This is a genomic window from Corynebacterium maris DSM 45190 (assembly GCF_000442645.1).
Classification (GTDB): Bacteria; Actinomycetota; Actinomycetes; order Mycobacteriales; family Mycobacteriaceae; genus Corynebacterium; species Corynebacterium maris.
Map to the genome: position 1 here is coordinate 2033693 of NC_021915.1, position 20831 is coordinate 2054523.

At 61.4% G+C, this 20831-nt stretch carries 19 protein-coding genes and 1 pseudogene; 7 read left to right on the forward strand and 13 right to left on the reverse strand.

Features of this window, described 5'->3' with window-relative positions; translation table 11 throughout:
• The first annotated feature begins 64 nt into the window (after positions 1-64).
• The gene (locus B841_RS09545; RefSeq protein ID WP_020935292.1) at positions 65-916 is read left to right on the forward strand and encodes an SDR family NAD(P)-dependent oxidoreductase; all 852 of its coding nucleotides are present in this window, start codon (positions 65-67) and stop codon (positions 914-916) included.
• Positions 917-1059: 143 nt separating this feature from the next.
• Here the strand turns inward: B841_RS09545 and B841_RS09550 are convergent, their stop codons facing one another.
• The 7 genes from B841_RS09550 to B841_RS09580 are packed head-to-tail and all read right to left on the reverse strand — an operon-like array spanning position 1060 to position 8030.
• Positions 1060-2265: a cytochrome P450 gene (locus tag B841_RS09550; RefSeq protein WP_020935293.1), complete on the reverse strand. Its 1206-nt coding sequence runs from the start codon at positions 2263-2265 to the stop codon at positions 1060-1062.
• A gap of 30 nt (positions 2266-2295) precedes the next feature.
• Entirely contained in the window at positions 2296-3138 is an 843-nt protein-coding gene (locus B841_RS09555; protein WP_020935294.1) for an SDR family NAD(P)-dependent oxidoreductase, read from the reverse strand.
• 23 nt (positions 3139-3161) lie between these two features.
• Positions 3162-3485, reverse strand: coding sequence for a 2Fe-2S iron-sulfur cluster-binding protein (locus B841_RS09560; RefSeq protein WP_020935295.1), 324 nt, complete (start codon positions 3483-3485; stop codon positions 3162-3164).
• 41 nt (positions 3486-3526) lie between these two features.
• Positions 3527-4411: an amidohydrolase family protein gene (locus B841_RS09565; protein ID WP_020935296.1), complete on the reverse strand. Its 885-nt coding sequence runs from the start codon at positions 4409-4411 to the stop codon at positions 3527-3529.
• A 6-nt stretch (positions 4412-4417) separates the two neighbouring features.
• Positions 4418-5800: an MmgE/PrpD family protein gene (locus tag B841_RS13430; RefSeq protein ID WP_020935297.1), complete on the reverse strand. Its 1383-nt coding sequence runs from the start codon at positions 5798-5800 to the stop codon at positions 4418-4420.
• The gene (locus B841_RS09575) at positions 5797-7245 is read right to left on the reverse strand and encodes an aldehyde dehydrogenase family protein (protein WP_020935298.1); all 1449 of its coding nucleotides are present in this window, start codon (positions 7243-7245) and stop codon (positions 5797-5799) included. The genes B841_RS13430 and B841_RS09575 overlap by 4 nt, the downstream gene beginning before the upstream one ends.
• Before the next feature lie 23 nt (positions 7246-7268).
• Positions 7269-8030, reverse strand: a complete 762-nt coding sequence (locus B841_RS09580; protein WP_020935299.1) for an SDR family NAD(P)-dependent oxidoreductase — start codon at positions 8028-8030, stop codon at positions 7269-7271.
• A gap of 245 nt (positions 8031-8275) precedes the next feature.
• Between B841_RS09580 and B841_RS09585 the strand changes: the two genes are divergently transcribed.
• A complete protein-coding gene (locus tag B841_RS09585; protein ID WP_020935300.1) occupies positions 8276-9532 on the forward strand; it encodes a CaiB/BaiF CoA transferase family protein in 1257 nt (418 codons plus the stop codon).
• Positions 9533-9548: 16 nt separating this feature from the next.
• Here the strand turns inward: B841_RS09585 and B841_RS09590 are convergent, their stop codons facing one another.
• Positions 9549-10331 carry a GntR family transcriptional regulator gene (locus B841_RS09590; protein ID WP_245561041.1) on the reverse strand — a complete coding sequence of 261 codons (783 nt, stop codon included), beginning with the start codon at positions 10329-10331 and terminating at the stop codon, positions 9549-9551.
• Between the two features lie 356 nt (positions 10332-10687).
• Positions 10688-11737, reverse strand: a complete 1050-nt coding sequence (locus B841_RS09595; protein ID WP_020935302.1) for an alpha/beta fold hydrolase — start codon at positions 11735-11737, stop codon at positions 10688-10690.
• A 307-nt stretch (positions 11738-12044) separates the two neighbouring features.
• On the opposite strand from B841_RS09595, the gene B841_RS09600 reads away from it, so the two are divergent.
• Positions 12045-12527 carry an excalibur calcium-binding domain-containing protein gene (locus tag B841_RS09600; RefSeq protein ID WP_041631860.1) on the forward strand — a complete coding sequence of 161 codons (483 nt, stop codon included), beginning with the start codon at positions 12045-12047 and terminating at the stop codon, positions 12525-12527.
• Between the two features lie 955 nt (positions 12528-13482).
• On the forward strand, positions 13483-14082 hold the full coding sequence (locus tag B841_RS14235) for an excalibur calcium-binding domain-containing protein (protein ID WP_169466605.1): 600 nt from the start codon (positions 13483-13485) through the stop codon (positions 14080-14082).
• Positions 14083-14187: 105 nt separating this feature from the next.
• Here B841_RS14235 and B841_RS09610 read toward each other — a convergent pair whose 3' ends face one another.
• The 3 genes from B841_RS09610 to B841_RS13890 all read right to left on the reverse strand — a co-directional run bounded on the left by B841_RS09610 (position 14188) and on the right by B841_RS13890 (position 17502).
• On the reverse strand, positions 14188-16092 hold the full coding sequence (locus B841_RS09610) for a calcineurin-like phosphoesterase C-terminal domain-containing protein (RefSeq protein ID WP_020935305.1): 1905 nt from the start codon (positions 16090-16092) through the stop codon (positions 14188-14190).
• A 345-nt stretch (positions 16093-16437) separates the two neighbouring features.
• A complete protein-coding gene (locus B841_RS14060; protein WP_020935306.1) occupies positions 16438-16683 on the reverse strand; it encodes a hypothetical protein in 246 nt (81 codons plus the stop codon).
• Between the two features lie 63 nt (positions 16684-16746).
• On the reverse strand, positions 16747-17502 hold the full coding sequence (locus tag B841_RS13890) for a hypothetical protein (RefSeq protein WP_156844763.1): 756 nt from the start codon (positions 17500-17502) through the stop codon (positions 16747-16749).
• Positions 17503-17771: 269 nt separating this feature from the next.
• Here B841_RS13890 and B841_RS14240 point away from each other — a divergent pair, with 269 nt between their 5' ends.
• Complete coding sequence (locus B841_RS14240) at positions 17772-17942, forward strand: hypothetical protein (RefSeq protein ID WP_404825485.1); 171 nt, start codon at positions 17772-17774, stop codon at positions 17940-17942.
• A pseudogene (locus B841_RS09620) lies at positions 17931-18142 on the forward strand (transposase); the annotation flags it as partial. The gene B841_RS14240 and the pseudogene B841_RS09620, both read left to right, overlap by 12 nt.
• Positions 18143-18225: 83 nt before the next feature.
• On the opposite strand, the gene B841_RS13895 reads toward B841_RS09620, so the two are convergent.
• Positions 18226-20394 (reverse strand): hypothetical protein, encoded by a 2169-nt coding sequence (locus B841_RS13895; RefSeq protein WP_156844765.1) that lies wholly within the window; start codon positions 20392-20394, stop codon positions 18226-18228.
• A gap of 226 nt (positions 20395-20620) precedes the next feature.
• Here B841_RS13895 and B841_RS09630 point away from each other — a divergent pair, with 226 nt between their 5' ends.
• Positions 20621-20824 carry a tripartite tricarboxylate transporter permease gene (locus tag B841_RS09630; RefSeq protein WP_156844767.1) on the forward strand — a complete coding sequence of 68 codons (204 nt, stop codon included), beginning with the start codon at positions 20621-20623 and terminating at the stop codon, positions 20822-20824.
• The last annotated feature ends 7 nt before the right edge of the window (positions 20825-20831 follow it).

A 20831-nucleotide genomic window follows, 5' to 3' on the forward strand; every position in this document is an offset into this window, starting at 1 on the left:
CTGATTCTTGCGTGCGGTGCTCGCCTTTTCTTTCCCATACCCAACACATAAGGAGTTCCCCCACATGACTGTCGCCCCCTCCGCAATCACCGAGGAACAGGTCAGCGAGAAGCTGATCAACCTCTTCGATCTCCGCGGCACCCACGCCCTGATCACCGGCGGTGCCAGCGGCATCGGTTTTCACATCGCTCAGACCTTAGGCCAGGCCGGAGCCCAGGTCACGCTACTGGACCGCAACGCAGAGCAGCTTCAGTCGGCGGCCAGTTCCCTTGCCGAGACACGTATCGACGCTTACGCCGCAGAGGTCGACATCACCGACTACGACGCCTTCGATACGGCCGTGGCAGAGATTGCCGCCACCCGCCCTTTTCAAGTCATCTTCGCCAACGCAGGCATCTCCGCGGGCCCCGGCCCCGTGAACGACACCGGCACCATTACCTCTTTTGACCGGCAGCGCTGGCAGGACGTCATTGACGTCAACCTCACCGGCGCCGTCAACTCCATGTCTGTGGCAGCCAGGTATATGACTCCCGAAGGTCGCGGCCGGATCATCGTGACGGCCTCGCTGGCCGGGGTCCGCGCTGATCCTCTGGTCGGATATGCCTACGCGGCCTCCAAGACGGCCGTGATCGGGTTGGTGCGCAACGCCGCCCTAGAGTTGGCGCCACAAGGTATCACTGTCAACGCGTTCGCCCCGGGGCTGTTTGAGACCAACATCCGCAAAAACAACCCCGCCGCGCAAGCTCTGACCTCATCCTTTGCCAAGATGTCGGCGCTCGGGCGACCGGGCGACCTTAAGGAACTCGAGGGGCTCGCCGTCTATCTTGCGTCCCCGTCCTCCAGTTACATGACAGGCACCGTCCTCAACATCGATGGCGGAGGCCAGCACGTCGGTCCGATCGCACTGGGGGACTAACCTTCATCCCTACCCCGTCGGCCCCGTCCCAAAAGGACGGGGCCGACATTGCTTCGATGTTCTGCGCACGCTCGGGGTCTACGCAAAAACGCTCGGCCCCCTCTTTTAAAGGGAGCCGAGCGCGGCGCGTGTAAAGGGGTGCCCTAATCGCGCGGGATCAGTCGGACCGGGACATACTCATGGCCAAAGGCCTGGTAGTTGACGGCCTGACGAGGCTCGCCGGCGAGCTCGATGCGCTCGACTCGCTCGAGCACCGCACGCAGCAGGACCCGCGCCTCCAGGCGGGCGACCAGGTTGCCGGCGCACGTGTGGATGCCAAAGCCAAAGGAGAGGTGGCCCTTGCTCATGTCGCGATCCACTCGGAAGGAGTCCGGGTCTTCGAACTGACGCGGGTCGCGGCCGGCGCCCAGCCACATCGTCAAGATCTCGCTGCCCTCCGGAATGCGGACGCCGCCGAGGACGGCTTCCTTCTTGGCAACCCGACCGCCGTAGCGGGAGGCCGGGTAGTAGCGGATGGCCTCCTCCCAGGCGTTCTCCAGCAGGTCAGGATTTTCCTTGAGCAGCTCCCACTGGTCCGGGTTGTCGGCGAAGGCGCGGAACATGGAGGCGATGGAGGCGGTGGTGGTGTCGAAGCCGGCCGCGAAGATGGACTTGAGCAGCTGGCGGGCGTGTTCCTCCTCCAGCTTGCCCTCGTCGACCATGGCGTAGAGCTGGGCACCGACACTGCCTTCCTTCTGCTGAGTGCGCCAGGTGTTGTCCTCGACCCACTGCTGTGCCTCAGCGGCCCGGGCGAGCTTCTGATCCTGGAATTCGGACTCCGGACCGAAGACGTTGAACACGCCGTCGCCGAACTTCAGCAGCAGCTCGCGGCCTTCCTCGGGCAACCCGAGCATGTCCGGAAAGACTTTGAGGACGTAACGCACGGCGAGGTCATTGAAGGCGTCGATCTCAATGGGGCCGTCGGCGAGCAACTCGTCGACGAGTTTTTCAGCCTCTGCTGTGAAGTATTCCTCGAATTTGACCAGGTTGTCGCCCGCGAGCACAGACATGACGGCGTTCTTAGAGATGGTGTGGGTCGGCGGATCTTCGAGGACGAGCACCTTCGGACGGTAGGGGTTGTCCTCGTAGAAGGGGCGGTCAGCCGAAGAAAGGCGACGCCAATCGCGCAGCGCCTTCTGCAGCTCGGTGAACTGGGTGATCGCGTAGTAATCGTACTTCTTGATGTAGACGACAGGGCCCAGCTCTCGGACTTCCCCGTCGAACTTGTGGGGGTCGCGCAGGGCTTCCATGCTGAACGGGTCACCCTCGTAGACGGGGGCGTCGATGGCGGTGGGGGTGGCGGTGGTCATAATGTGTCCTTTCTCGAAAACAAGCGGTCTTTAGGTGCCGGCGACGCGCGGGGCAGGCGCGACGCCGGTTTCCATCCAGTTCAGGCGGGTGCGTACGCCGGTGAGTGCGATCTCCGGATGGGTGAGGATAAAGAAGCGCCGGTCCTGGATCGCCTCAATGACTTGGCGGCCGACGTCGCGGGGATCCAGTCCTCTCTCCTCGGTGATCCGTGCCAATGTGGCAATCGCCGCCTTGCGTTCGTCCTCCTCGGCGGCGGGAACGTCGACCGGGCGGTTGCGCTCGGCTTCGGTCATGCGGGTCTTCACCGGGCCCGGCGCGAGGACGGAGACGGAGACGGGGCTGTTGCGGCCGCGTAGCTCGATGTCGAGGGATTCGCTCAGGCCCAGCACGGCCATCTTGGAGGCGCAGTAGGGGGTCATGGTCGCTGTGCCGGAGGCGAAGGCGGCCACGGAGGCGGTGTTGACGATGTGCGCCTGCTCGTGTTGTTCCAGTAGGGGGAGGAAGACGCGGCAACCGTTGAGGACGCCGAAGAAGTTGACGTCCATCACCCAGCGCCACGCCTCGTCAGCGATGGCGCTAAAGCTGCCGCCGGTCTCTACGCCAGCGTTGTTGCACAGGATGTGCACCGCGCCGAAGTGGGCGACGGTCTCGTGGGCGAGGTTCTGGACGTCTGCGAAGTCGCTTACGTCGGTGCGCACGCCGAGGACTTTGCCCCGGTAGTCATCTAGCTCAGCAATCGCGCGGTCCAGGGCGGCCTGTTCGACGTCGGCGATGACGACGTTGGCTCCTTCGCGGAGGAGTTCTTGGGCCAGCGCGAAGCCTATGCCGCTGGCGCCGCCGGTGACGACAGCGGTTTTGGTGGTGAAGTTCATGTCGGTGGCCTTCGCTCGTGGGGTCACATATCCAGGACGAGGCGGCTGCACTTCGCCCGGGACACGCAGATCATCATGGATTCGTTGGCTTCCCGCTCTTCCTCGTCGAGGACGCGGCAGCGGTGGTCGACCTCGCCCTCGAGGACGGGGGTCTCACACGTGCCACAGGTGCCTTCCTGACACGAGGAGATGACGGGGACGTCGGCGTCGGCGAGGGTCTGCAGGATCGACTTGTCGGCGGGGACGGTGTACTCCTCCTCAGAGAGGGCGAGGTAGACCGTGAACTCTTGGTTGTCGGCGTCGGTTATGGCGTTGTCCTGGTTCTGGTTGGTGATTTTGGTGGTCATGGCTGCGTTCCTTTCCTGCTGTGTCTGTGAAGACAGAGGTGTTAAGCGAGATCGAAGAGTCGGACGGCGTTGTCTTTGAGGATCATGGGGCGGACTTCATCTTTGAATTCGCGCTTGGCGAAGTCCTGGAGCCAGCGATCCGGGGTCAGCAGCGGGAAGTCGCTGCCGAACAGAACCTTGTCCTTGATCAAGGAGTTGGAGTGCTGGACGAGCTTGTCGTCGAAGTACTTCGGCGACCAGCCGGACAGGTCGATGTAGACGTTCTGTTTGTGGCGGGCCACCGCCAGCGCTTCGTCCTGCCAGGGGAAAGAGGGATGCGCGATGATGATCTTCATGTCGGGGAAGTCGACGGCGATGTCGTCGTAGTACATCGGATTGGAGTACTTCAGACGCACTCCCCCGCCGCCGGGCTCGTTGCGTCCGATGCCGGTCTGTCCGGAGTGGAAGAGGGCGATGAGCTTGTGCTCGGCGATCAGCTCGTACATCTCGTAGGCCAGCGGATCGTCAGGGGCGAAGCCCTGGACGCTGGGATGGAATTTGAAGCCGCGGATGCCGTGGTTTTCGATGAGGTCACGTGCTTCTTCCAGACCCGGTTTGCCGCGGTAGGGGTCGATGCAGGCGAAGGGGATGAGCACGTCGCTGTGGCGGGCGGCGGCGTCGGCGACCTCGTAGTTCGGAACCCGGACGTCACCGCGGTGACGTTCGGAGTCGACTGCGAAGATCACGGCCATCATCTTGCGCTCGCGGTAGTACTCAGCGGTGCCGTCGACGTCGATGTTGACAAGGTCGGAGTTCCACCGCTTGGCCTGGTCCTCTCTGATGGCCTGGCCGACTTCATCGCCAGTGCAGTCGTGGGCGCTGTTAAGGGCGTGGGCGTGCACATCGATGGCGACCACGTCCTCGAGACTGAGTCTTTCTGTAGCCATATTCTCTTAAGTCCTTTCGGGGGCGCGCCGAGCGAGTGTGCTCGCGGCGACGATGAGTTCTGGGACGGATCCGTCTCCGCGCAGAATGGTCTCTGCCAGGGCGCGGGTGGCGGGTGCACCGAGGTGCGGGGCCGTCAGCTGGGTGAATTTGCTATGGAGTTGTTCCTCGCGTTCTGAGAGGTCGGCGGCGGGCGTTCCCCGGTCGATCCGGGTCGCCCACGTGCCGCCTGCGGGCAGTTCGGCGTGAACCACCACGCAGGTCTCGGAACCCGAGAGGTCTGGGTCGAAAATAAGGCGGGTGCGGCTGAGCAGGTCACGGTACGCCTCGGAGTGAAGGTTGCCCGTGGAAAAGGATTCCTCCCGGCTCATGTCGTGACCCGACGCCGCCAGGGCGAAGGTGGCCTGCAGGCTGAACTTCGTGTCAGTGGGAGTCTGCGGGTCGGCGATGGCGCAGACGTCGGCGAGCTTGGGGCTGGCCGTAATGGTGATTCGGGGCGCAGTCTCGACGCCTAGCTCTCCTGTTTCGGCGGCGAACTGACGGCCAGCGTCGACGGACGCCTGCGTCATGAAGCAGGAGGCGTAGGTTTTGTAGAGCATGCCCTCGATCGCCCAGGTGTCTTCTACTTGGGCGGCGGATCGGCTCCCCGCGCCGCTGTAGTTGGCGATGAATCCGGACGGGCCGGCCAGGGCTTTGCCGCTCGAGGTCATCGTCGTGGCCAGACGCGCCGCCATGACGCCCGACTGGGCGGCGTTGCCGGCGTGCATGGGCTTGGCAGGGGTGCCAAACATCGCCTTAAGACCCGCCGACTGGGTGGCGGCGACGTCGAGGGCGGTGACCCACTGCTCGTGGCTGTAATCCAGCAGATGGGCCGTCGCCGCCGCGGCGGCGAAGGCGCCGATGGTGCCGGTGGCGTGCCAACCAGCGTCGTAGTGGCCGGGCAGTACTTGAAGGGCCACCCAGACACCTAGTTCGGTGCCGGCGATTAAGGCGGTGACAAGGTCATTGACGCCCAGGTCGTGGTGCTCCGCCACCGCGAGCACCGCCGGCAGGATGGCGGCGCTGGGGTGGCCAGAAAACGCCGGCAGCATGTCATCGAAGTCGAGGACGTGGCCGTTGACTCCGTTGACCACCACCGCGTCGCGCCAGTGCAACCGTCGGTGCGTGCCGACGATCCCGGTCTGGCCCTCGGCCGGGGCGAGTGCCCCCAGGAACCGCTGAGCTTCGAGCTGGCTGGCGCCGGAGACGGCGCAGCCGAACCAGTCCAGAACGCTGTGCCGGGCAGTGGTTTCCGCACGGCGGCTCAAGGAACGGTGGTCGAGGGACCGGCATCGTTCGATGACAACGGACAGGGAGGTCTGCAGACTCTGCTGCTCAGCGGTGATGGTCATGACAGTTTCATGCTCACAGTCTTGGTCTGGAGGTATTCAGAAACGGCGTGCATGCCCTTCTCGCGTCCGAAGCCACTCTGCTTGTAACCGCCGAAGGGGGCCTGGATGCCGCCGGCGAAGAAGTCGTTGACGGAGACCTGCCCCGCCTCGATCTGTGCGGCGACGCGGTGCGCCCGGCCGAGGTTCTGCGTCCACAACCCGGCGGTCAGGCCATACTTGGTGTCGTTGGCGATGGCCACGGCCTCTTCCTCAGTCTCGAAGGGAATGACTGAGAGAACCGGGCCGAAGATCTCCTCCTGCGCGATGCGCATGGAGTTGTCGACGCCGGTGAAGATGGTCGGCTCGATGAACTGGCCGCCCTCCAGCCCCTCACCGGTGGCGACGTTGCCGCCGATGGCCACCTGGGCGCCTTCGTCCTTGCCGATCTGCAAGTATTCCTGCACCTTTTGGTACTGGGCGGCAGTGGTGATCGGGCCCATGGTGGCGTCCGAGGTGCCGGGACCGAGGACGACCTTGCGGTTGAGCTCCACGAGCCCATCGACGACCTCATCATGCAGCGAGCGATGGACGAGCAGTCGACTGCCCGCGGCACACACCTGGCCAGCGTTGATGTTGATGGCCATCAGAGAGCCGCGGATCGCGGCCTCGATCGGGGCGTCCTCGAAGATGATGTTGGGGGCCTTGCCGCCCAGCTCCAGAGTGAGCGGGTTGAGGTGCTCGGCCGAGGCACGCATGATCTCCTGTCCAGTGGGCACCGAACCGGTGAAGGTGACGCGGCCGACGCCCGGATGGCTGACCAAGGACGCACCCGCGTCCTTGCCCAGGCCGGTGACCACGTTGAGCACGCCCGGCGGCAGTCCGGCTTCCAGGGCGATCTTGGCCAGTTCGACGGTGGTCACCGAGGTATCCTCCGCCGGCTTGACCACGGCGGTGTTGCCGGCGACCAGGGCCGGAGCCACACCGCGGGCAGCCTGCTGAAACGCGGCGTTCCAGGGAACGATGTGGGCGGTGACGCCGAAGGGCTCGGAGCGGGTGTAGGAGATGTGTGTTTCCCCCAGCGGGATGGTTTCACCCGCGAGTTTGTCTGCGACGCCGGCGTAGTACTCGAAGTAGCGGGCGGAGGTCATGACGTCGAACTGGGCGTCCATGCGGGATTTGCCGTTGTCGAGAGATTCCAGCGCAACCAAGCGGTCGGTATTCTCTTTGATTTTTTCGCTGATCGCGAGCAGAATGCGGCCCTTTTCCACACCCGGCATGTCGCGCCACGCGGGGAAAGCCGCCTTGGCGGAGGCCACGGCCTCGTCGACCTCGGCTGCGCCGCCGGCCTGAATGGTGGTGAGCACTTCCCCGTTCGCGGGGTTGTAGGACTCGAAGATGTCGGCGCCAGTGGCCGAAGCCATCCGGCCATCGATGAAGGAACCGTAGAATTCGTCAATCTGGGACAATGTCTTTTCCTTAGTGTCGAGCTTTAGCACAGCGAACCTCCGTCAACCGGCAGGTTGTGACCGGTGATCATGCCGGCTTCACGTGAGGCCAGGAAGAGGGCGGCGTCCGCCATGTCCTGGGTGTTGGCCAGGCGCCCCATCGGGATGCCGGCGACGATCTTGGGCTTCATCACGTCGCCCATCTCGCCGGGCGTAAACACGTCCTGCATCGGGGTTTCTGTGGCCACTGGGCAGATGGAGTTGACGCGGACATTCGGGGCGAACTCGACGGCCAGTGCACGAGTCAGCTGGACTGCAGCGCCCTTGGTCGCGGAGTAAGCGGAGTTGCCCGGACGGGCGGTCAGGCCCGAGAGCGAGGCCGTGATGACCATGGAGCCGTCTTGCTCCTTCAGGTGCGGCATAGCGGCTTGGGCCATGTACCACGGGCCCTTCACGTTGACCCGGTACATCAGGTCGAAGTGGGAGGAGTCCTTCTCATCGGCCTCCAGCAGGGGCTTCACTGAGGTGGCCACACCGGCATTGGCCCACACGATGGAGAGCTTGCCGTAATTATCCAGCGCGGCTTGCACGGCGTTCTGGTTTCCCTCCAGCGTAGCGACGTCGCCCTGAACGGCCACAGCCTCGCCGCCAGCGTCCTTCACCATCTGCGCGGTCTCCTCGGCGGCCACGCCATTGAGGTCGGCGACGACAACCTTCGCGCCCTCTTCGGCAAAACGCAAGGCTCCAGTGCGTCCCATTCCTGATCCGCCACCAGTGATGATGGCAACCTCGTCCTTCAAGCGCATGTTGTTCCTTTCATGTATGTCGCCCTCCCCGGCCGACTCAAAGTGTCGACTTTGGCTCGGGCTGTAGTGCGGTGTGGGTGACACCCACCCTACAAACGTGACCAACATCTCGTCAAGTGTCGACAGTAAAGTTTTTTTATCGTATGCTTCTCACACCGGCCCTTTGGCTGTATCCCAACCCACATCCACTCATCTTGGCAGCGCGTCGAGGCCCCGTCCCCGAAATGCGCGGAAAACGAGGAGACATGACCTTTTCCCAGCACAACAGCGACAACAACGGCCCTCTTCAGGGGGTGCGCATCCTGGATTTCACCCAGTTCCTGTCCGGCCCCTACGGCACACAGATCCTCGGTGACCTGGGGGCAGAGATCATCAAAGTGGAGGCCCCCGCCGGAGACCTCAGCCGTACCGTCCCGCCGCACTTCATCCGCGGCGACAGCGCCTACTTCCACACCATCAACCGCAACAAGAAGAGCATCGTCATCGACCTCAAATCTGACGGGGCCCCGCAGTTGGTGCGCCGGCTGATCTCAGAGTCGGACGTGGTCATCGAGAACTTCCGTCCTGGCGTGCTCGGCCGACTTGGCATCGACCGAGACGAAGAACTGGCCGCCAACCCTTCGGTGATCTGGGCGTCCATCAGTGGCTTCGGCCAGGACGGGCCCGACCGCGACAAGCCGGCCTACGACATGATCGTCCAGGCGCTCTCCGGAAGCATGAGCCTGACCGGCGAGCGCGGCGGAAGCCCCGTGCGTACCGGACTTCCCGTCGGTGACCTGGCCGCTGGCCTCAACATGGCCATCGGCGTGCTCGCCGCCCTCCACAACCGCACCATCACCGGCCGCGGCGATTTCATCGACATCTCGATGCTCGACTGCCTGGTCAATATGCTCAGCTACCAGGGCACCTACTACCTGGAGTCCGGTGAAGTCCCCGGCCGACAGGGCAGCGGACACGACGCCATCCCCACCTACCGCCAGTTCACCGCCCAGGACGGCCGCGACATCGTCACCACCGCCAACACCGAGCGCATGTGGCGCGCCATGGCCGAGGTTCTCGGCCATCCGGAGCTCATCGAGGACCCCCGCTTCCTCAAGAACGGTGATCGCCTACGCAATAAGGAAGAGCTCTGGGCGATCATCGAGCCGGCCTTCCTCACCCGCCCTGCGCAGGAATGGGTTGAGCTCTTCAACGAAGCCGGCATCCCCGTGGGAATGGTCAACGACCTGGACTTGGCGCTGTCGAACCCACAGGTGCTCCACCGCGAGATGGTCGTCCGCCTCGAGGACGCCGACGGCACCTCCGTGGAGACCCTGGGCAACCCCATCAAACTGAGTCGATCACGCAAGGACACCGCCGAATTCCCCCCGGCACTCGGCGAGCACACCGCGGGCATCCTGGCGGACGTCCTAGGCCTGTCCGGCGACGAGATCGACACGTTGCGGCTCACCGGCGTCGTCCAGAGCCCCGTTGGGGACGACGCGACGATCCAGGTCTCCTAAAAGCGCACCGAGACGATCAGTCGAAGGGCCAGCGACTCGCCTTGCCGCCGGACAGGGCGAAGTATGCGTCCCGGATGATTCCCATGGACAGCGCCCGGGCCAGGGACGTGTCTCTGGCACGGAAGGCCTCGTGGAGGCGCACGTGATCACGGGTGGATGCCTCCATCCGTCCCGGCAAGGCCATCGACCTGCGTCGCAGCCCCAAGCTAGTCAGTCCTAACGAATCGACTGTCTCCGCCACGAACTGGTTATCTGCGATACGGGTGGCGTCCTCGCCAAAGTGGACGTTGGCCCAGAAGAAACGATTGACATCGCCAGCGCTGCTGGCCGCTTGCATCTCCTCAACGTGCTGCCAGAGCTTGTCCAGGTCGTCACCCACCCAGTTGAGGCAGATCGACATGGACATGTAACCGGTCAACAGTGCGCGGGTCTCGTAGATCTTGTCCACGCGAACATTCAGATAATCTTTGACCACTGGGCGGCGCCGCGCCGGCACTTCCACCAGCCCTTGCTTCTCCAACATGAGAAGTGCTTCACGCACCGGAGTCCGGGAGCTGTTGAAATCACTGGCCAAATCCACGGAGTTCAGGTCACTGCCCGGCAGCAATTCCCCTTGGATGATCCGCATGCCCACGTCAATGGCGATGCGGCCAGCCAGCGAACCATTGCCATCCTCGACGCCTAGTTGGCGGGCAAGGATCGACTTCAGGTTCCTCTCTTCATCGTCAGTCTCGTGCTGGTGGTTGGAACTGTCGTTTGAATCAAATGAGGCATTCATCGGCAGGGCGATTCCTTTCATACGACAAGCGAGCTGCGCTATGTGTGTGGGAAGCCATGCCGGGCCCCACAGCTCCGCACTCCCCACAAATTTAGTACACCCGTATAGCGCGCGGTCCCCTACCATCATCCAAAAGTCGAAACAGTGGCCCGACTTACCTACCGGGGCACGACAGAGGCGGCACCCCACACGTCGCCACGATGTTTCAGGAAGATACACCCGCCTGCCGCCACACTCAACCAGCGGGCGATGATCTTGGGATCGACTTCGGGGCCGGGACCACTTTCACGGCCTGAGCCACGACATCACTCACCACAGTCCCCATTTCATCACCTGACAATTCTTTGCCGAGGGGTGAGGTCGACCCACCACTCCGGTCAGGACGCGAACAACTCCCCGAGATGCCGGTCGATCTGCTCCATATAGGTCGGCTCGAAGTTAAACAGCGCGAAATGCCCGGCAATGTCTTCGATGACGCGGAGTTCAGCGTTCGGGATCAGCTCCGCCTCGGCAGCGCAATCGCGAGCGGGAAAGAACATGTCTTCGCTGATCGGCATGACGAAGACTTTCGCCGTGATCTGCCCCAGCGCCGCGGCCAGGTCATCGCCGCGCAGGCGGGCGACGTCGCCGTACTGCCATTTGCGCCCCATGGCGATCAGCGAATTCGGGTCAAGCGCGGCAAAAGTCGGCTCTAAGAATTCCCTCACCGCCTGATCGCGGCTCTCCAGTTCCAGGGCCCGCCAGCGTTCCTGCTTCCACCATTCCGTGGACAGCCCCATGATTGCCCACACTCGGGCATGCCGTTTGAGCCCCTCCATGACGTCCTCGTGGGAGCCGTATTCGCCGTCGTTGAACCCGGGATCCGAGGTGACGGCGTCCATAAGCACCTGGGTGAACAGGTAGTCGTGCGGGGTGTTCTGGGCGGTGCCGGCGATCGGGGCGGCGCGCTTGACCTTGTCGGGAAAGCGCACGGCCCACTCGTAAGTCTGCTGCGCGCCCATGGATCCACCGACGACGGCGAAGAGTTCGGTCACCCCGAAGTGCTCACGCAGCAACCGTTCCTGGGCGACGACGTCGTCGCCGATCGAGACGAACGGGAACTTCGACATGGCGATGGACTCATCATCAGTGTTGTGCGGCGACGTGGACAACCCGTTGCCGATCTGGTTGACGATGACGATGAAATACTTCTCCGGGTTGAGCGCGTGCTCTGGACCGATGTAGGACTCCAGCCACGCCTGGTGCGTGCCCGTGAACCAGGTCGGGATGAGAATCGCGTTGTCCTTGGCCTCGTTGAGCTCGCCGCGGGTGGCCACCGCCAGCTCGCAGTTCTCAATCACCTCGCCGTTTTCCAGGTCGAGGCGGCCAATGCCGATCATCTCGTAAGGGCCGTGGACTTCGGGGGTGTAGAAATCGTTGTGGTACATGACGCTCCGATCAACGTTGCCTGTGGGTTAGGCCACATTCTAGACGCAGTGGCTGGTCATGCGCCGGGGAATGAAATCCTGTCAACACAATTGACATAGACCTCCCCCGCCCCCGAGGCTCGCCGCCCCACAAGCCGCCACCCCTGAACCCCGTAGACCCGCCATTCCCAGGGCATACCCGAAAGGGGGAGCCGCTAGGGGAATCGCCGCCCAGGGGATACATTAAAAGTATTAAGGTTCTTGCCAGCTCATAGTCAGGGTTTGTATGTCTCTGTTCCGTCCCCAATTCGGATCCCCCTCTCGTCGCATGAAGACCGCCATGATCGGCGCGCTCGTCGCCGTCATCGCCCCGCTGTCCGCCTGCGGCTCCGAGACAGTCGAGGTCGAGGTGCCTGGCCCGACCGTGACCTCCACCGTCACGACGACCGCCTCCCCCACCACGAAAACCACCACCAAGACCACCACGGTGACTGAATCGGCCGAACCCACCACAGAACCCACCACCGAGCCCGCGGCGGCCACGACGACGGCCCCCGCCGACTCATCCTCTGGCGCAGGCGCGGGAGCTGGAGCTGGCGCAGGCTCGGACGTAAACACCCGCCGGGCCGGCATCGCAAACTCCCCCGCCCCGGCACCGGCCCCTGCGCCTGCCCCGGCCCCGGCACCCGCGAGCACGTACTACAAGAACTGCACTGCGGCACGGGCGGCAGGCGCCGCCCCCGTCTACGCCGGCTCCCCCGGTTACGGCCGCCACCTGGACCGCGACGGCGACGGCATCGGCTGCGAGTAATCTCGCCCCACGGCCCCATAAAGCGAAGACACGGCCTACGACCACCAGGATGTGATCATGGGCCGCGCCCGCACTGCAGGACCATGGTCGAAAGAGCACGGACGCCGCAGCGCTGAGTGCACGGCCACCAACACCGCCCGCGCTACCACTGGTGGGTACCTAGCTTCAAATATTTCTGCCGACCGTCTAACTCTGGTGCGCACCACTTGCGCGCCCTGCCGGTAGTCGATTCTTCACCCGCCTGCACGATGCTCACCGCAGCGTAGAAATCGTCAGGGCCAGACGCTCCAGACTAGGCAGACCGAGCTCCCTTGCCGCGCAGTGGTGGCAGTTCCCCCTGGTTCGCCAGTCCACCTACAGCCACTACTGCAAGGCCTGTCACCGTTATTAACGCCCCTTGGGGCCCGCCCGAACCCGCGAGTGGAACAATAAATAGTGAGACACCTAACTTACCCTTGCCATTTCCCTTTCTTCTTCCTGTGTGTATCCTAAAAACATTCTGATTCGGCCCTCTGCTTCCAGATTCTCCCCGAGCTGTTGCGGCTGATTCACCTGTTCAGCGCTTACCCACAAGGGGTAGACGCTTGCCGAAAGGGTCACCGTGGACACCGCTAGCCATCACAGCGAAGAACAAAAGAAACCATCGAGAATTGGGACCATTGTCGCTTGGATCGTAGTAATATTTTTCGGCATCGGAGCCGTAGGTTTCTTAAGCGAAGGCAGTGCCTCCGAGAGAATCGGTGGTTTTCTTGCCTCACTGGCATTCGCCCTTCCCGCCGCGTGGTTGTTGTACTGCCGACACCGGGATCACAAAGCCCACGAGAACTATGCTGCAGCAGCGGAAACTGAAGCACCCTCTCCAGGAAACCCCTTCGCCACCCACGAAATGGCGGCTATACAGCCCCCGCACCGGAAGCCTCGCCGGTGGGGGCGGGTCGCCGGAGCTTCCGTCGTCATGGCTCTGATCGGCATTCTGATCATGCCCACGCCGGAACCGGTGGACGTCCAGCCTGCTGCGGAGGAAGTCACCTCGCCGACCCAAACTCCCACCCCGACCCCCGATGAGCGTGAGGAAGAAAAGCGGAAGGCGGAAAAGGAGCGGGAGGCTGAGAAGAGCCGCGTCGAGGAATCGAAGGAGAAGGCGGCGGAAGAATCTGCCGCCAAGGAGTCGGAGAAGCGAGAGGCAGAGAAGTCCGCCGCCCGGGAATCGGAGCGGCAGGCCGCCGAGGAGGCTGCTGAGGAGCAGGCCCGCGAGGAAGAAGCGGCCCGAGAGCAGGAAGAGCGAGATAGGGTCGCCCGAGAAGAAGCGGAACGTGAGCGCATCGCTCAAGAGGAAGCGGCAGCTGCCGCCGAGCGGACTCGGATCCAACAGCAGCAGCAGTTCGTCCCGGCGCCAGCACCCGCGCCCGCACCTGTCCCGGCACCCGCCCCCGCCAGCACGTACTACAAGAACTGCGCTGCGGCGCGGGCGGCAGGCGCCGCTCCCGTCTATGCCGGCTCCCCCGGTTACGGCTCCCACCTAGACCGCGACGGCGACGGCATCGGCTGCGAGTAACCTCGCTCCATAAAACACCGACCCGGCCCACGATCGCATGCTGCTGATCGTGGGCCGGGTTCGTGATGCGCAAGGTTATCCGGGCGACCTCACCCGCTTCAGCGATTAGCGGAGCAGGGAGCTGGAGAGGTTGCTGGAGAAGTCGGCCAGGCCATCGCCGCCGGTGTTCCCCTCGTCGATGTTCTCGTCCTCGTCCACATCGTCCGCGACCTCACCTTCACCGTCGACGGTGAAGGTCAGCGTCTCGGTGTAGGCGTTGCCGTGGACGTCGGTCGCGGTGACCTCCGCGGTGTGCTCACCGGCGGTCAGGTCGGCCGGCAGCGGCAAACGCCAGATGTGGGAGGCGCGGTCAGCAACGCTGCCGCCGTGGACCAGCTGCTGCTGCACGGCCGCCGGGTCGGACCACTCGGCGCCGACGTTGACGTCCTCGCCGTTCATCTGCTGGGTGCGCTCGGCCAGCACCGGTTCGCCGCCATCGAAGGAGACCTCGACGGTGGAGCCGGTGGAACCGATCCAGAAGTTCGTGGTCAGCCAGGTCTCAGAGACCTCGCCCGCCGGGACCGTCAGCGGGTCAGCGAAAGCCTCGGCCTCCCCGGCGTTGTCCAGGTTGGCCTCGTACCAGTCCCGGTAAGCCGGGGTATTCAGCGACAGCGCCATCTGCATGGACTGCTCCTCACCGCGCACGGTGTAGAACTCGGAGACCTCACTGCCGTCAATGTCGAGGGTCAGCACGCCCGGCAGGGAACCGTCGCGGCCGACGGCCTCCGGCAGGCCGTTGTCCAGCGTGCGGCCGTTGTACCAGTCGCCGGAGATCGCGCCGGCCACGATGTGGGTGAACGGCAGCGCCTCCACGCCGTAGAGCTCCCGCCAGCCCGCCAGGCTGTCACCCTCGCGCATATTCGACAGCGCGTGAGTGTGGCCGCTGACCGCGATGGCCTCACGGTCACCGATGATCTCGTAGATCTCCTGGACCTGATCGATCTGGTGCACGTCCGAGTCCTGGTCCGCGAAAGACATCAGCGGGACGTGGGTGGCCAGCACGATCAGCTTGTCCTCGGGGGTGTTCGCGATGTCCTGGCGCAGCCACTCCAGCTGCTCCTCATCGACCGCGCCGTTGTAGCCGCCGCCGGCCACCGGGTACTCCACCGACTCCAACGCCACCACGTGCGCGTTGCCCACGTCGAAGGAGTAGTACTCCGGGCCGAAGTTCGCGCGGTAGGTGTCGAACTTGTGCTCGCCGTCTGTCGCGTCGAAGTCCAGGTCGTGGTTGCCCGGCAAGAAGCGCGCCGGGCCGTTGAGCGTGCCGGTCATGTCCTTGACGTCCGGGTACAATGACAGGTCGTCGCCGACGACGTCGCCGATGAACAGCGCGCCGCAGGAGCTGTAGTCGTCGCGCTCGGCGAGGTCGGCGAAGGCGCCGGCCCGGGCGAGCTCGACTTCCTCGACGGTGTAGGTCTGGATGTCGCCGCCGATGACGCAGTGCTGGTCGGCCGCCGCGGTGCCCTGCGACTGCATGAGCGGGAAGTTCACCGCGTCCGGCAGCGCACCGGTCGGATCGATGCCACCGTAGCGCAGCTCCGGGGAGCCTTCCGGGACGTGGTGGTAGTAGAACTGCGCGACGTTGTGCTCGTCCACCGGGACCTGGTAGCCGGCGGGCTGGGTGATGAACACGGTGGTGTTGTCGTCGACCGGCACCTCGTAGCGCCCCTCGCTGTCGGTGAGCACTACGTCGCGGCCGTTGGAAACCGCCACGCCCTCGACGCCCGGCTCGTCCTTGTCGCGGACGGAGTTCTGGTTTTGGTCGTCGAAGACCACCCCGGAGAGCACCGTGTCGTCTCCGGCGTCGTCGACGACTTCGACGGAGCCACGATAGGCGTCGTTGTCCCATCCGGATTCCTGGGCCATGGCCACCGGGGTGACCAGGCCGGCCAGTGCCACGGCGATACCGGAGGCGACGGCGGTGGCCCGGCGGAGGGAGGATGTGTGGCCGGGTCTCGGCTGTGCGTTCATCGTTTTTTTGCTGTCCGATCTTGTTGTCTGTTGGCGCGCAGGCGCCGGATGTTCGAGAACCCTGCGGCGCTGGTTAGCCCCACACAACGGTGGAAAGCGCCGAGGAGCACCGAAACCAGGGGCAAGGGCCTGGTCGCGGCGCTGGCTCTGAAGATAGGAAAGCGAAAGTAATAAACAGTTACGTCAGCATGAATAACTGGGCAACGCTGTCATAACTCTCGCGTCATTGGTCACTCCCCTCCTTCCTGGACTTGACGACGCCCCCGCGCACGGTGGGTGCGCGAGGGCGGTGATGAGCAAGCAAAGGGGTAGTGAGTTAGACGCCGACCTTGGCCTCCTCTTCGTCTACGGGTGCGGCCGGGGCGGCGACATCGGACTTCTGGCTGGCGCGGCTGCGGACGTGCTGGACGACGGTGACCGCATCGCGATGCCCAACAGCAGGTAGACCGTGATGGTGAACGGGCTGCTGATCAGGACGGAGACGTCGCCCTCAGAGACCGCGAGGGCGCGGCGCAGCTCGGTTTCGGCCATGGGGCCCAGCACCACGGCGATGAGCACCGGGGCCACCGGGATGTTGTAGCGGCGCATCATGAAGCCCAGCAGGCCCAGGACACTAGTTCCAGCGTGCCTACTAAACGGGATCAGGCTTGTGCGCTAGGGACTGATATGAGGGCAGACGTCCTTTCGGTCTAGAACCCGATGACCCTCCACCCGAGTCGTCAGGAGCATCTCGACCGGGCCAGAGCACGGAACCGGGCTCGAATGCGACCATTCGAAAAATGCGCGCTGTTCATCAATACAGGGATCTTGAGGGTTCGAGATCAGCTTGTATTCAGGTATTCGACCTGCGAGTTCTAGGCGGTCCAGCAGAGATATTTGCTCCGGATGCAGGAACCTATATTTTTCTAACGGCATGCCGATGATGTATTTTTCCACTGCTTTTATCGAACCGGCAAACCAATTAGCGAAATCAATCTGGGGAACTTCAGCGACCGCCCGCGAGCCATCAAGGTGGGCGGCCGCTCCAATAGCGCCAAAGCCACCAAGGGATGAACCGTAGAAGACGATCCGTGAATAAGGGATGCCTCCACTGGTGGCTATCTCGCCAACGATCTCGCTGATTGTCCTTACTACATCATGTTCTGGGTGAATGTACCACGCCCCGTTTAATCGCTCATCCTGCTGCACCGCTGGATCAGAGAACGATACCACTTCAGCATTTGGCCATTCATTAACCCATTTTCCACGGGTAAAATATATGCGTTTTCTATCTTCACGTTTGGAGCTGAGCGCGGCTGGCATGAGCACGACGAGCCCATCAGGAGTAGAGCGCTCGGTAATTGCGTAATGGATCGGGAGTCCACCGAGTCGGGAGGACTGACATTGAATCATACCTGGAGGAGCTACCATGCGTAGTGATTCTGCCAGATCGCGCCCCTTTCGGGGGACACCCCCTTGTTTACTCTTAACGCTGAGAAAACTACCCTGCATCGGCGCTTTCCTAAGCGCTCGGGGTGGTTAGTTGTACCGCGACTAGAATTTAAGTGGCTCTTCAGGATCTGGGGTGCGTAGACAGCGGTAGGTAGTGCTTCGGGGAGGCACAACATGTAAGATCTTGGTCGGTTGAGATGATTTCTTCGCAGCTTTCATCTTGCGACCTGTCAGGGCCCCTATATGTTGTGCCACCCCGGAACATCACTCAGCGTCGCCTACGCACTCCAGATCCGGATGAGCCGATTATCGCCGCCTACCAACACCCGAAGCGATCGGAGGGTAAGAAGCTGATGCGGAAGGTGATCAGCGCGCTGCGCTCATCGACCATGCCCAAAGGCCTGGAGGAGATCAAGTAACTCGGCCGCACCCTTCACGACGCCAGAAGGACGTGCTGGCGTACTTCGATATCGGCGCATCCAACGGGCCGGTCGAAGCAATCAACGGCCGGTTGGAGCACCTGCGGGGAATCGCCCTGGGGTTCAAGAACCTCGGGCACTACATCTTGCGATCGTTGATTCACTCCGGGCAGCTACATACCAAAATCAACGCACTCTAAATCCGGGAGAGCCATTTAAGGTCAGGATCATCAACACTCCTGCTCGACGATACCCCGGGAAATCCGGGCTAAGACTCACACAATCAAATTTTAATCATCGGCGTATCTTTAGTAATCGGGGAGTCCTTAAGGCCGGATCGAGCAAATACTTTAGAATGATAAAGGCCGGGCTCTAAATCCATTTCAAACAGCATTTGTGGCCGCGATGAGTACCATTCCATACCAATCCGCTCTCCATCCTTGTAAAGGTAGTATGCGAACTGCGTTCCGGCGCTCAGAGCTCCGGCCACTTGAGAGCTGATCATAATTCCGCCGGAGCACTGGACGGCAATAGGGCTGAAGTTGACAAGCGGAATATTGTTCCAACCATCTTGAGGAACTTCCAAGACGGAAGGTTTTGATGATCGAATCACCGGCTTAACTTCTCTCTGCACCGTGAAACAGGACAAAATAGTTGACTTTCCCTTCCTGACGGTTGGAAAGAATACATCTGCAGCTGAAGCTACTTTAGAAACCAGAGTTGCTAAATGTTGCGGCTGTTTGTTGACCACAGCGAAAAGTCTCTGATGAAAAACACTCAGTTCGGGTAGCTTATCCTGGCATACGTGAGATTCTACTAAACTGAAACAACGGCGGATAAAGTCTGCTTGTTTTTCCTGTGAGATAGGTTCGAAGCCGATGCCACGATCCGCGCGTCCCCACCCATCTGCCTGAAGCCTTTCCGGTTCAACTTCCTGTAAAGCATCAAGTTCACGCTGCCACAGCCTGTCATCCTCACTTATCCAATGCCTAGGTTCTGCTGTGAGTTTCTGCGTCCAGTCATCATTTTCAAAAGGATACTGTAAAAGTTCTGGGGCGGTTTGTTTGAAAATTTCATTAACCACCAGTCCTTCTGACCGGTCTTCAAATGAGCACAATTCAGCAGCTCGCCGGAAATATGCGTTAGATAAGAAATGAAATGCGACTTCATTACCAACGTGGGAAAAACGGGCGTGCCCAAAGTGTGTTCGATTACGCGTCTTCAAGTAATGCATGTTCATCATCTCAATGATTGAGCCTGGGCCAAGGGATTCAAACACCTCTGTCATAAAGCCAGCGATGGTATCATCAAACAAACCGGTTAATCTCCCGGTCTGCATATACCAGCTAAGTAATTTATCTACATTGGAGTCACCCTCTACTTCTCCAGAGGATTCCAATGAGTGAATCTTTTGACTTATTCGAATGCTGGTGTTTGTAGACCTCAGCATCTCTCCACCCCCGCCTCGCAGAGCAATGACTGGACTGGTGGCTATATTAACACTATTCTGCGGCGAATAAGCGTACGAGAAATTAGAGCGATACGACTGAAAAGAAGCCAGGGACTCACGAAAATCGACCGCGAAATTGGATGATTCACTTTTCCGCCACCACGACATTTTTAAATCCTGGCGTATAGCATTAGATATTCGGACATCATTCCTGATGACGGTACGCGAATATTTTGTGGCAAATTTGCGGGGGTCAGCTGTCCGAATTTGAACATCATCTTTGATGCCAGCTTTAAGACATAGCGCAAGAAGAAGGCGAGAATCAACTCCACCAGAAAGAAACAGAGTTTTATCCAGATCATACGTTCTAAAGATATTCTTCAACGAATCAGTGGCATATGAAACGCCACGCGCGATAGCTTCTTCAAAATTATCTATTGAAGATGCTTTCTCTAATACGTTGCGGGATATAGTTCTAATGGTCTCTTTGGTTATCAGTAATGCTTTATCGAGCGAGAGGATTTTGATTTCGCGCGCCATCGTCCGATGAACGCTGGGGTTTGCAAAATGGACAGACTTAGCAGACACAGTTGTAAGGTAATTTTCGAAATCAAGCGTTGGATCAACCCCCCATTCCACTAGGCCAGCGCGAGCACCATAAAATGAGTCCGATAAAATTATTGCACGCCCCGGAACTATCGCGTAGAAAACGGGGCAGTACCCGTACGGGTCAGCGAATACGAGATAGTCGTTACTTCGAGGAGTGGACCGCTCAGCAACAGCCATCCACTCACCAACGCATTCGCTAAGTTCGGGTACGGTAATTCCTGTTAAATCAGACATTCCTAACGTCATGTCAAAGGTTATTTCAGGACCCGAGCCGATTCCCGCAGCTGTTAAAATTTCAAAACTGGTAAGATCCCCTGTTTCGGTCAGGTGTGTCCCTTCAATACCGGAAGCGCTAGTTTCAATACTTACAAAATTCGCGGTTTTAAATAACATTATTTCCTCGTTTTTAATGTTTATTGGGTGCAGTAGTTAAATCTGCAAAGGCTAGTTAACCACTCAGGCTGGTCAACCAAACTTTATAGTGTATGCGACTTTACCCGAATTTTATTAATTTAGTGTGGTAGTCACTCGTCAGGGCTGATACGTTAAGTCACCTCGGTGACATCGTCGGGCAACGAGACACAACGTGGGTGGTCTGTTCAGCGAACTGTGATGTACAGTGAATCTCCCGATGTGGGGCAAGCTGCTCCACGTCCCGCGCCCGTACCTGTACGCCGGCATCGCGGTGCTGTCGATGCTCGGCGTCTACGCCATCGGCTCCTCGGTGCTGAACCTGTGGCTGGTGCTAGCCTGGATTTTTCACGGGAAGTCCGTCGACAGGGCCGCTGACATGTCCGCAACCGGATCGCTGGTCACCGCATGACTGACCG

Bases quoted from the DNA above. Each gene is read 5' to 3' on its own strand.
- B841_RS09555 (WP_020935294.1), bottom strand. From the start codon at position 3,138: ATGAACTTCACCACCAAAACCGCTGTCGTCACCGGCGGCGCCAGCGGC.
- B841_RS09580 (WP_020935299.1), bottom strand. From the start codon at position 8,030: ATGCGCTTGAAGGACGAGGTTGCCATCATCACTGGTGGCGGATCAGGA.
- B841_RS09610 (WP_020935305.1), bottom strand. From the start codon at position 16,092: ATGAACGCACAGCCGAGACCCGGCCACACATCCTCCCTCCGCCGGGCC.
- B841_RS09585 (WP_020935300.1), top strand. From the start codon at position 8,276: ATGACCTTTTCCCAGCACAACAGCGACAACAACGGCCCTCTTCAGGGG.
- B841_RS13890 (WP_156844763.1), bottom strand. From the start codon at position 17,502: ATGGTAGCTCCTCCAGGTATGATTCAATGTCAGTCCTCCCGACTCGGT.
- B841_RS13430 (WP_020935297.1), bottom strand. From the start codon at position 5,800: ATGACCATCACCGCTGAGCAGCAGAGTCTGCAGACCTCCCTGTCCGTT.
- B841_RS14235 (WP_169466605.1), top strand. From the start codon at position 13,483: ATGGCTCTGATCGGCATTCTGATCATGCCCACGCCGGAACCGGTGGAC.
- B841_RS09560 (WP_020935295.1), bottom strand. From the start codon at position 3,485: ATGACCACCAAAATCACCAACCAGAACCAGGACAACGCCATAACCGAC.
- B841_RS09565 (WP_020935296.1), bottom strand. From the start codon at position 4,411: ATGGCTACAGAAAGACTCAGTCTCGAGGACGTGGTCGCCATCGATGTG.
- B841_RS14060 (WP_020935306.1), bottom strand. From the start codon at position 16,683: ATGATGCGCCGCTACAACATCCCGGTGGCCCCGGTGCTCATCGCCGTG.
- B841_RS09600 (WP_041631860.1), top strand. From the start codon at position 12,045: ATGAAGACCGCCATGATCGGCGCGCTCGTCGCCGTCATCGCCCCGCTG.
- B841_RS09590 (WP_245561041.1), bottom strand. From the start codon at position 10,331: ATGAAAGGAATCGCCCTGCCGATGAATGCCTCATTTGATTCAAACGAC.
- B841_RS09595 (WP_020935302.1), bottom strand. From the start codon at position 11,737: ATGTACCACAACGATTTCTACACCCCCGAAGTCCACGGCCCTTACGAG.
- B841_RS09550 (WP_020935293.1), bottom strand. From the start codon at position 2,265: ATGACCACCGCCACCCCCACCGCCATCGACGCCCCCGTCTACGAGGGT.
- B841_RS09545 (WP_020935292.1), top strand. From the start codon at position 65: ATGACTGTCGCCCCCTCCGCAATCACCGAGGAACAGGTCAGCGAGAAG.
- B841_RS13895 (WP_156844765.1), bottom strand. From the start codon at position 20,394: ATGTTATTTAAAACCGCGAATTTTGTAAGTATTGAAACTAGCGCTTCC.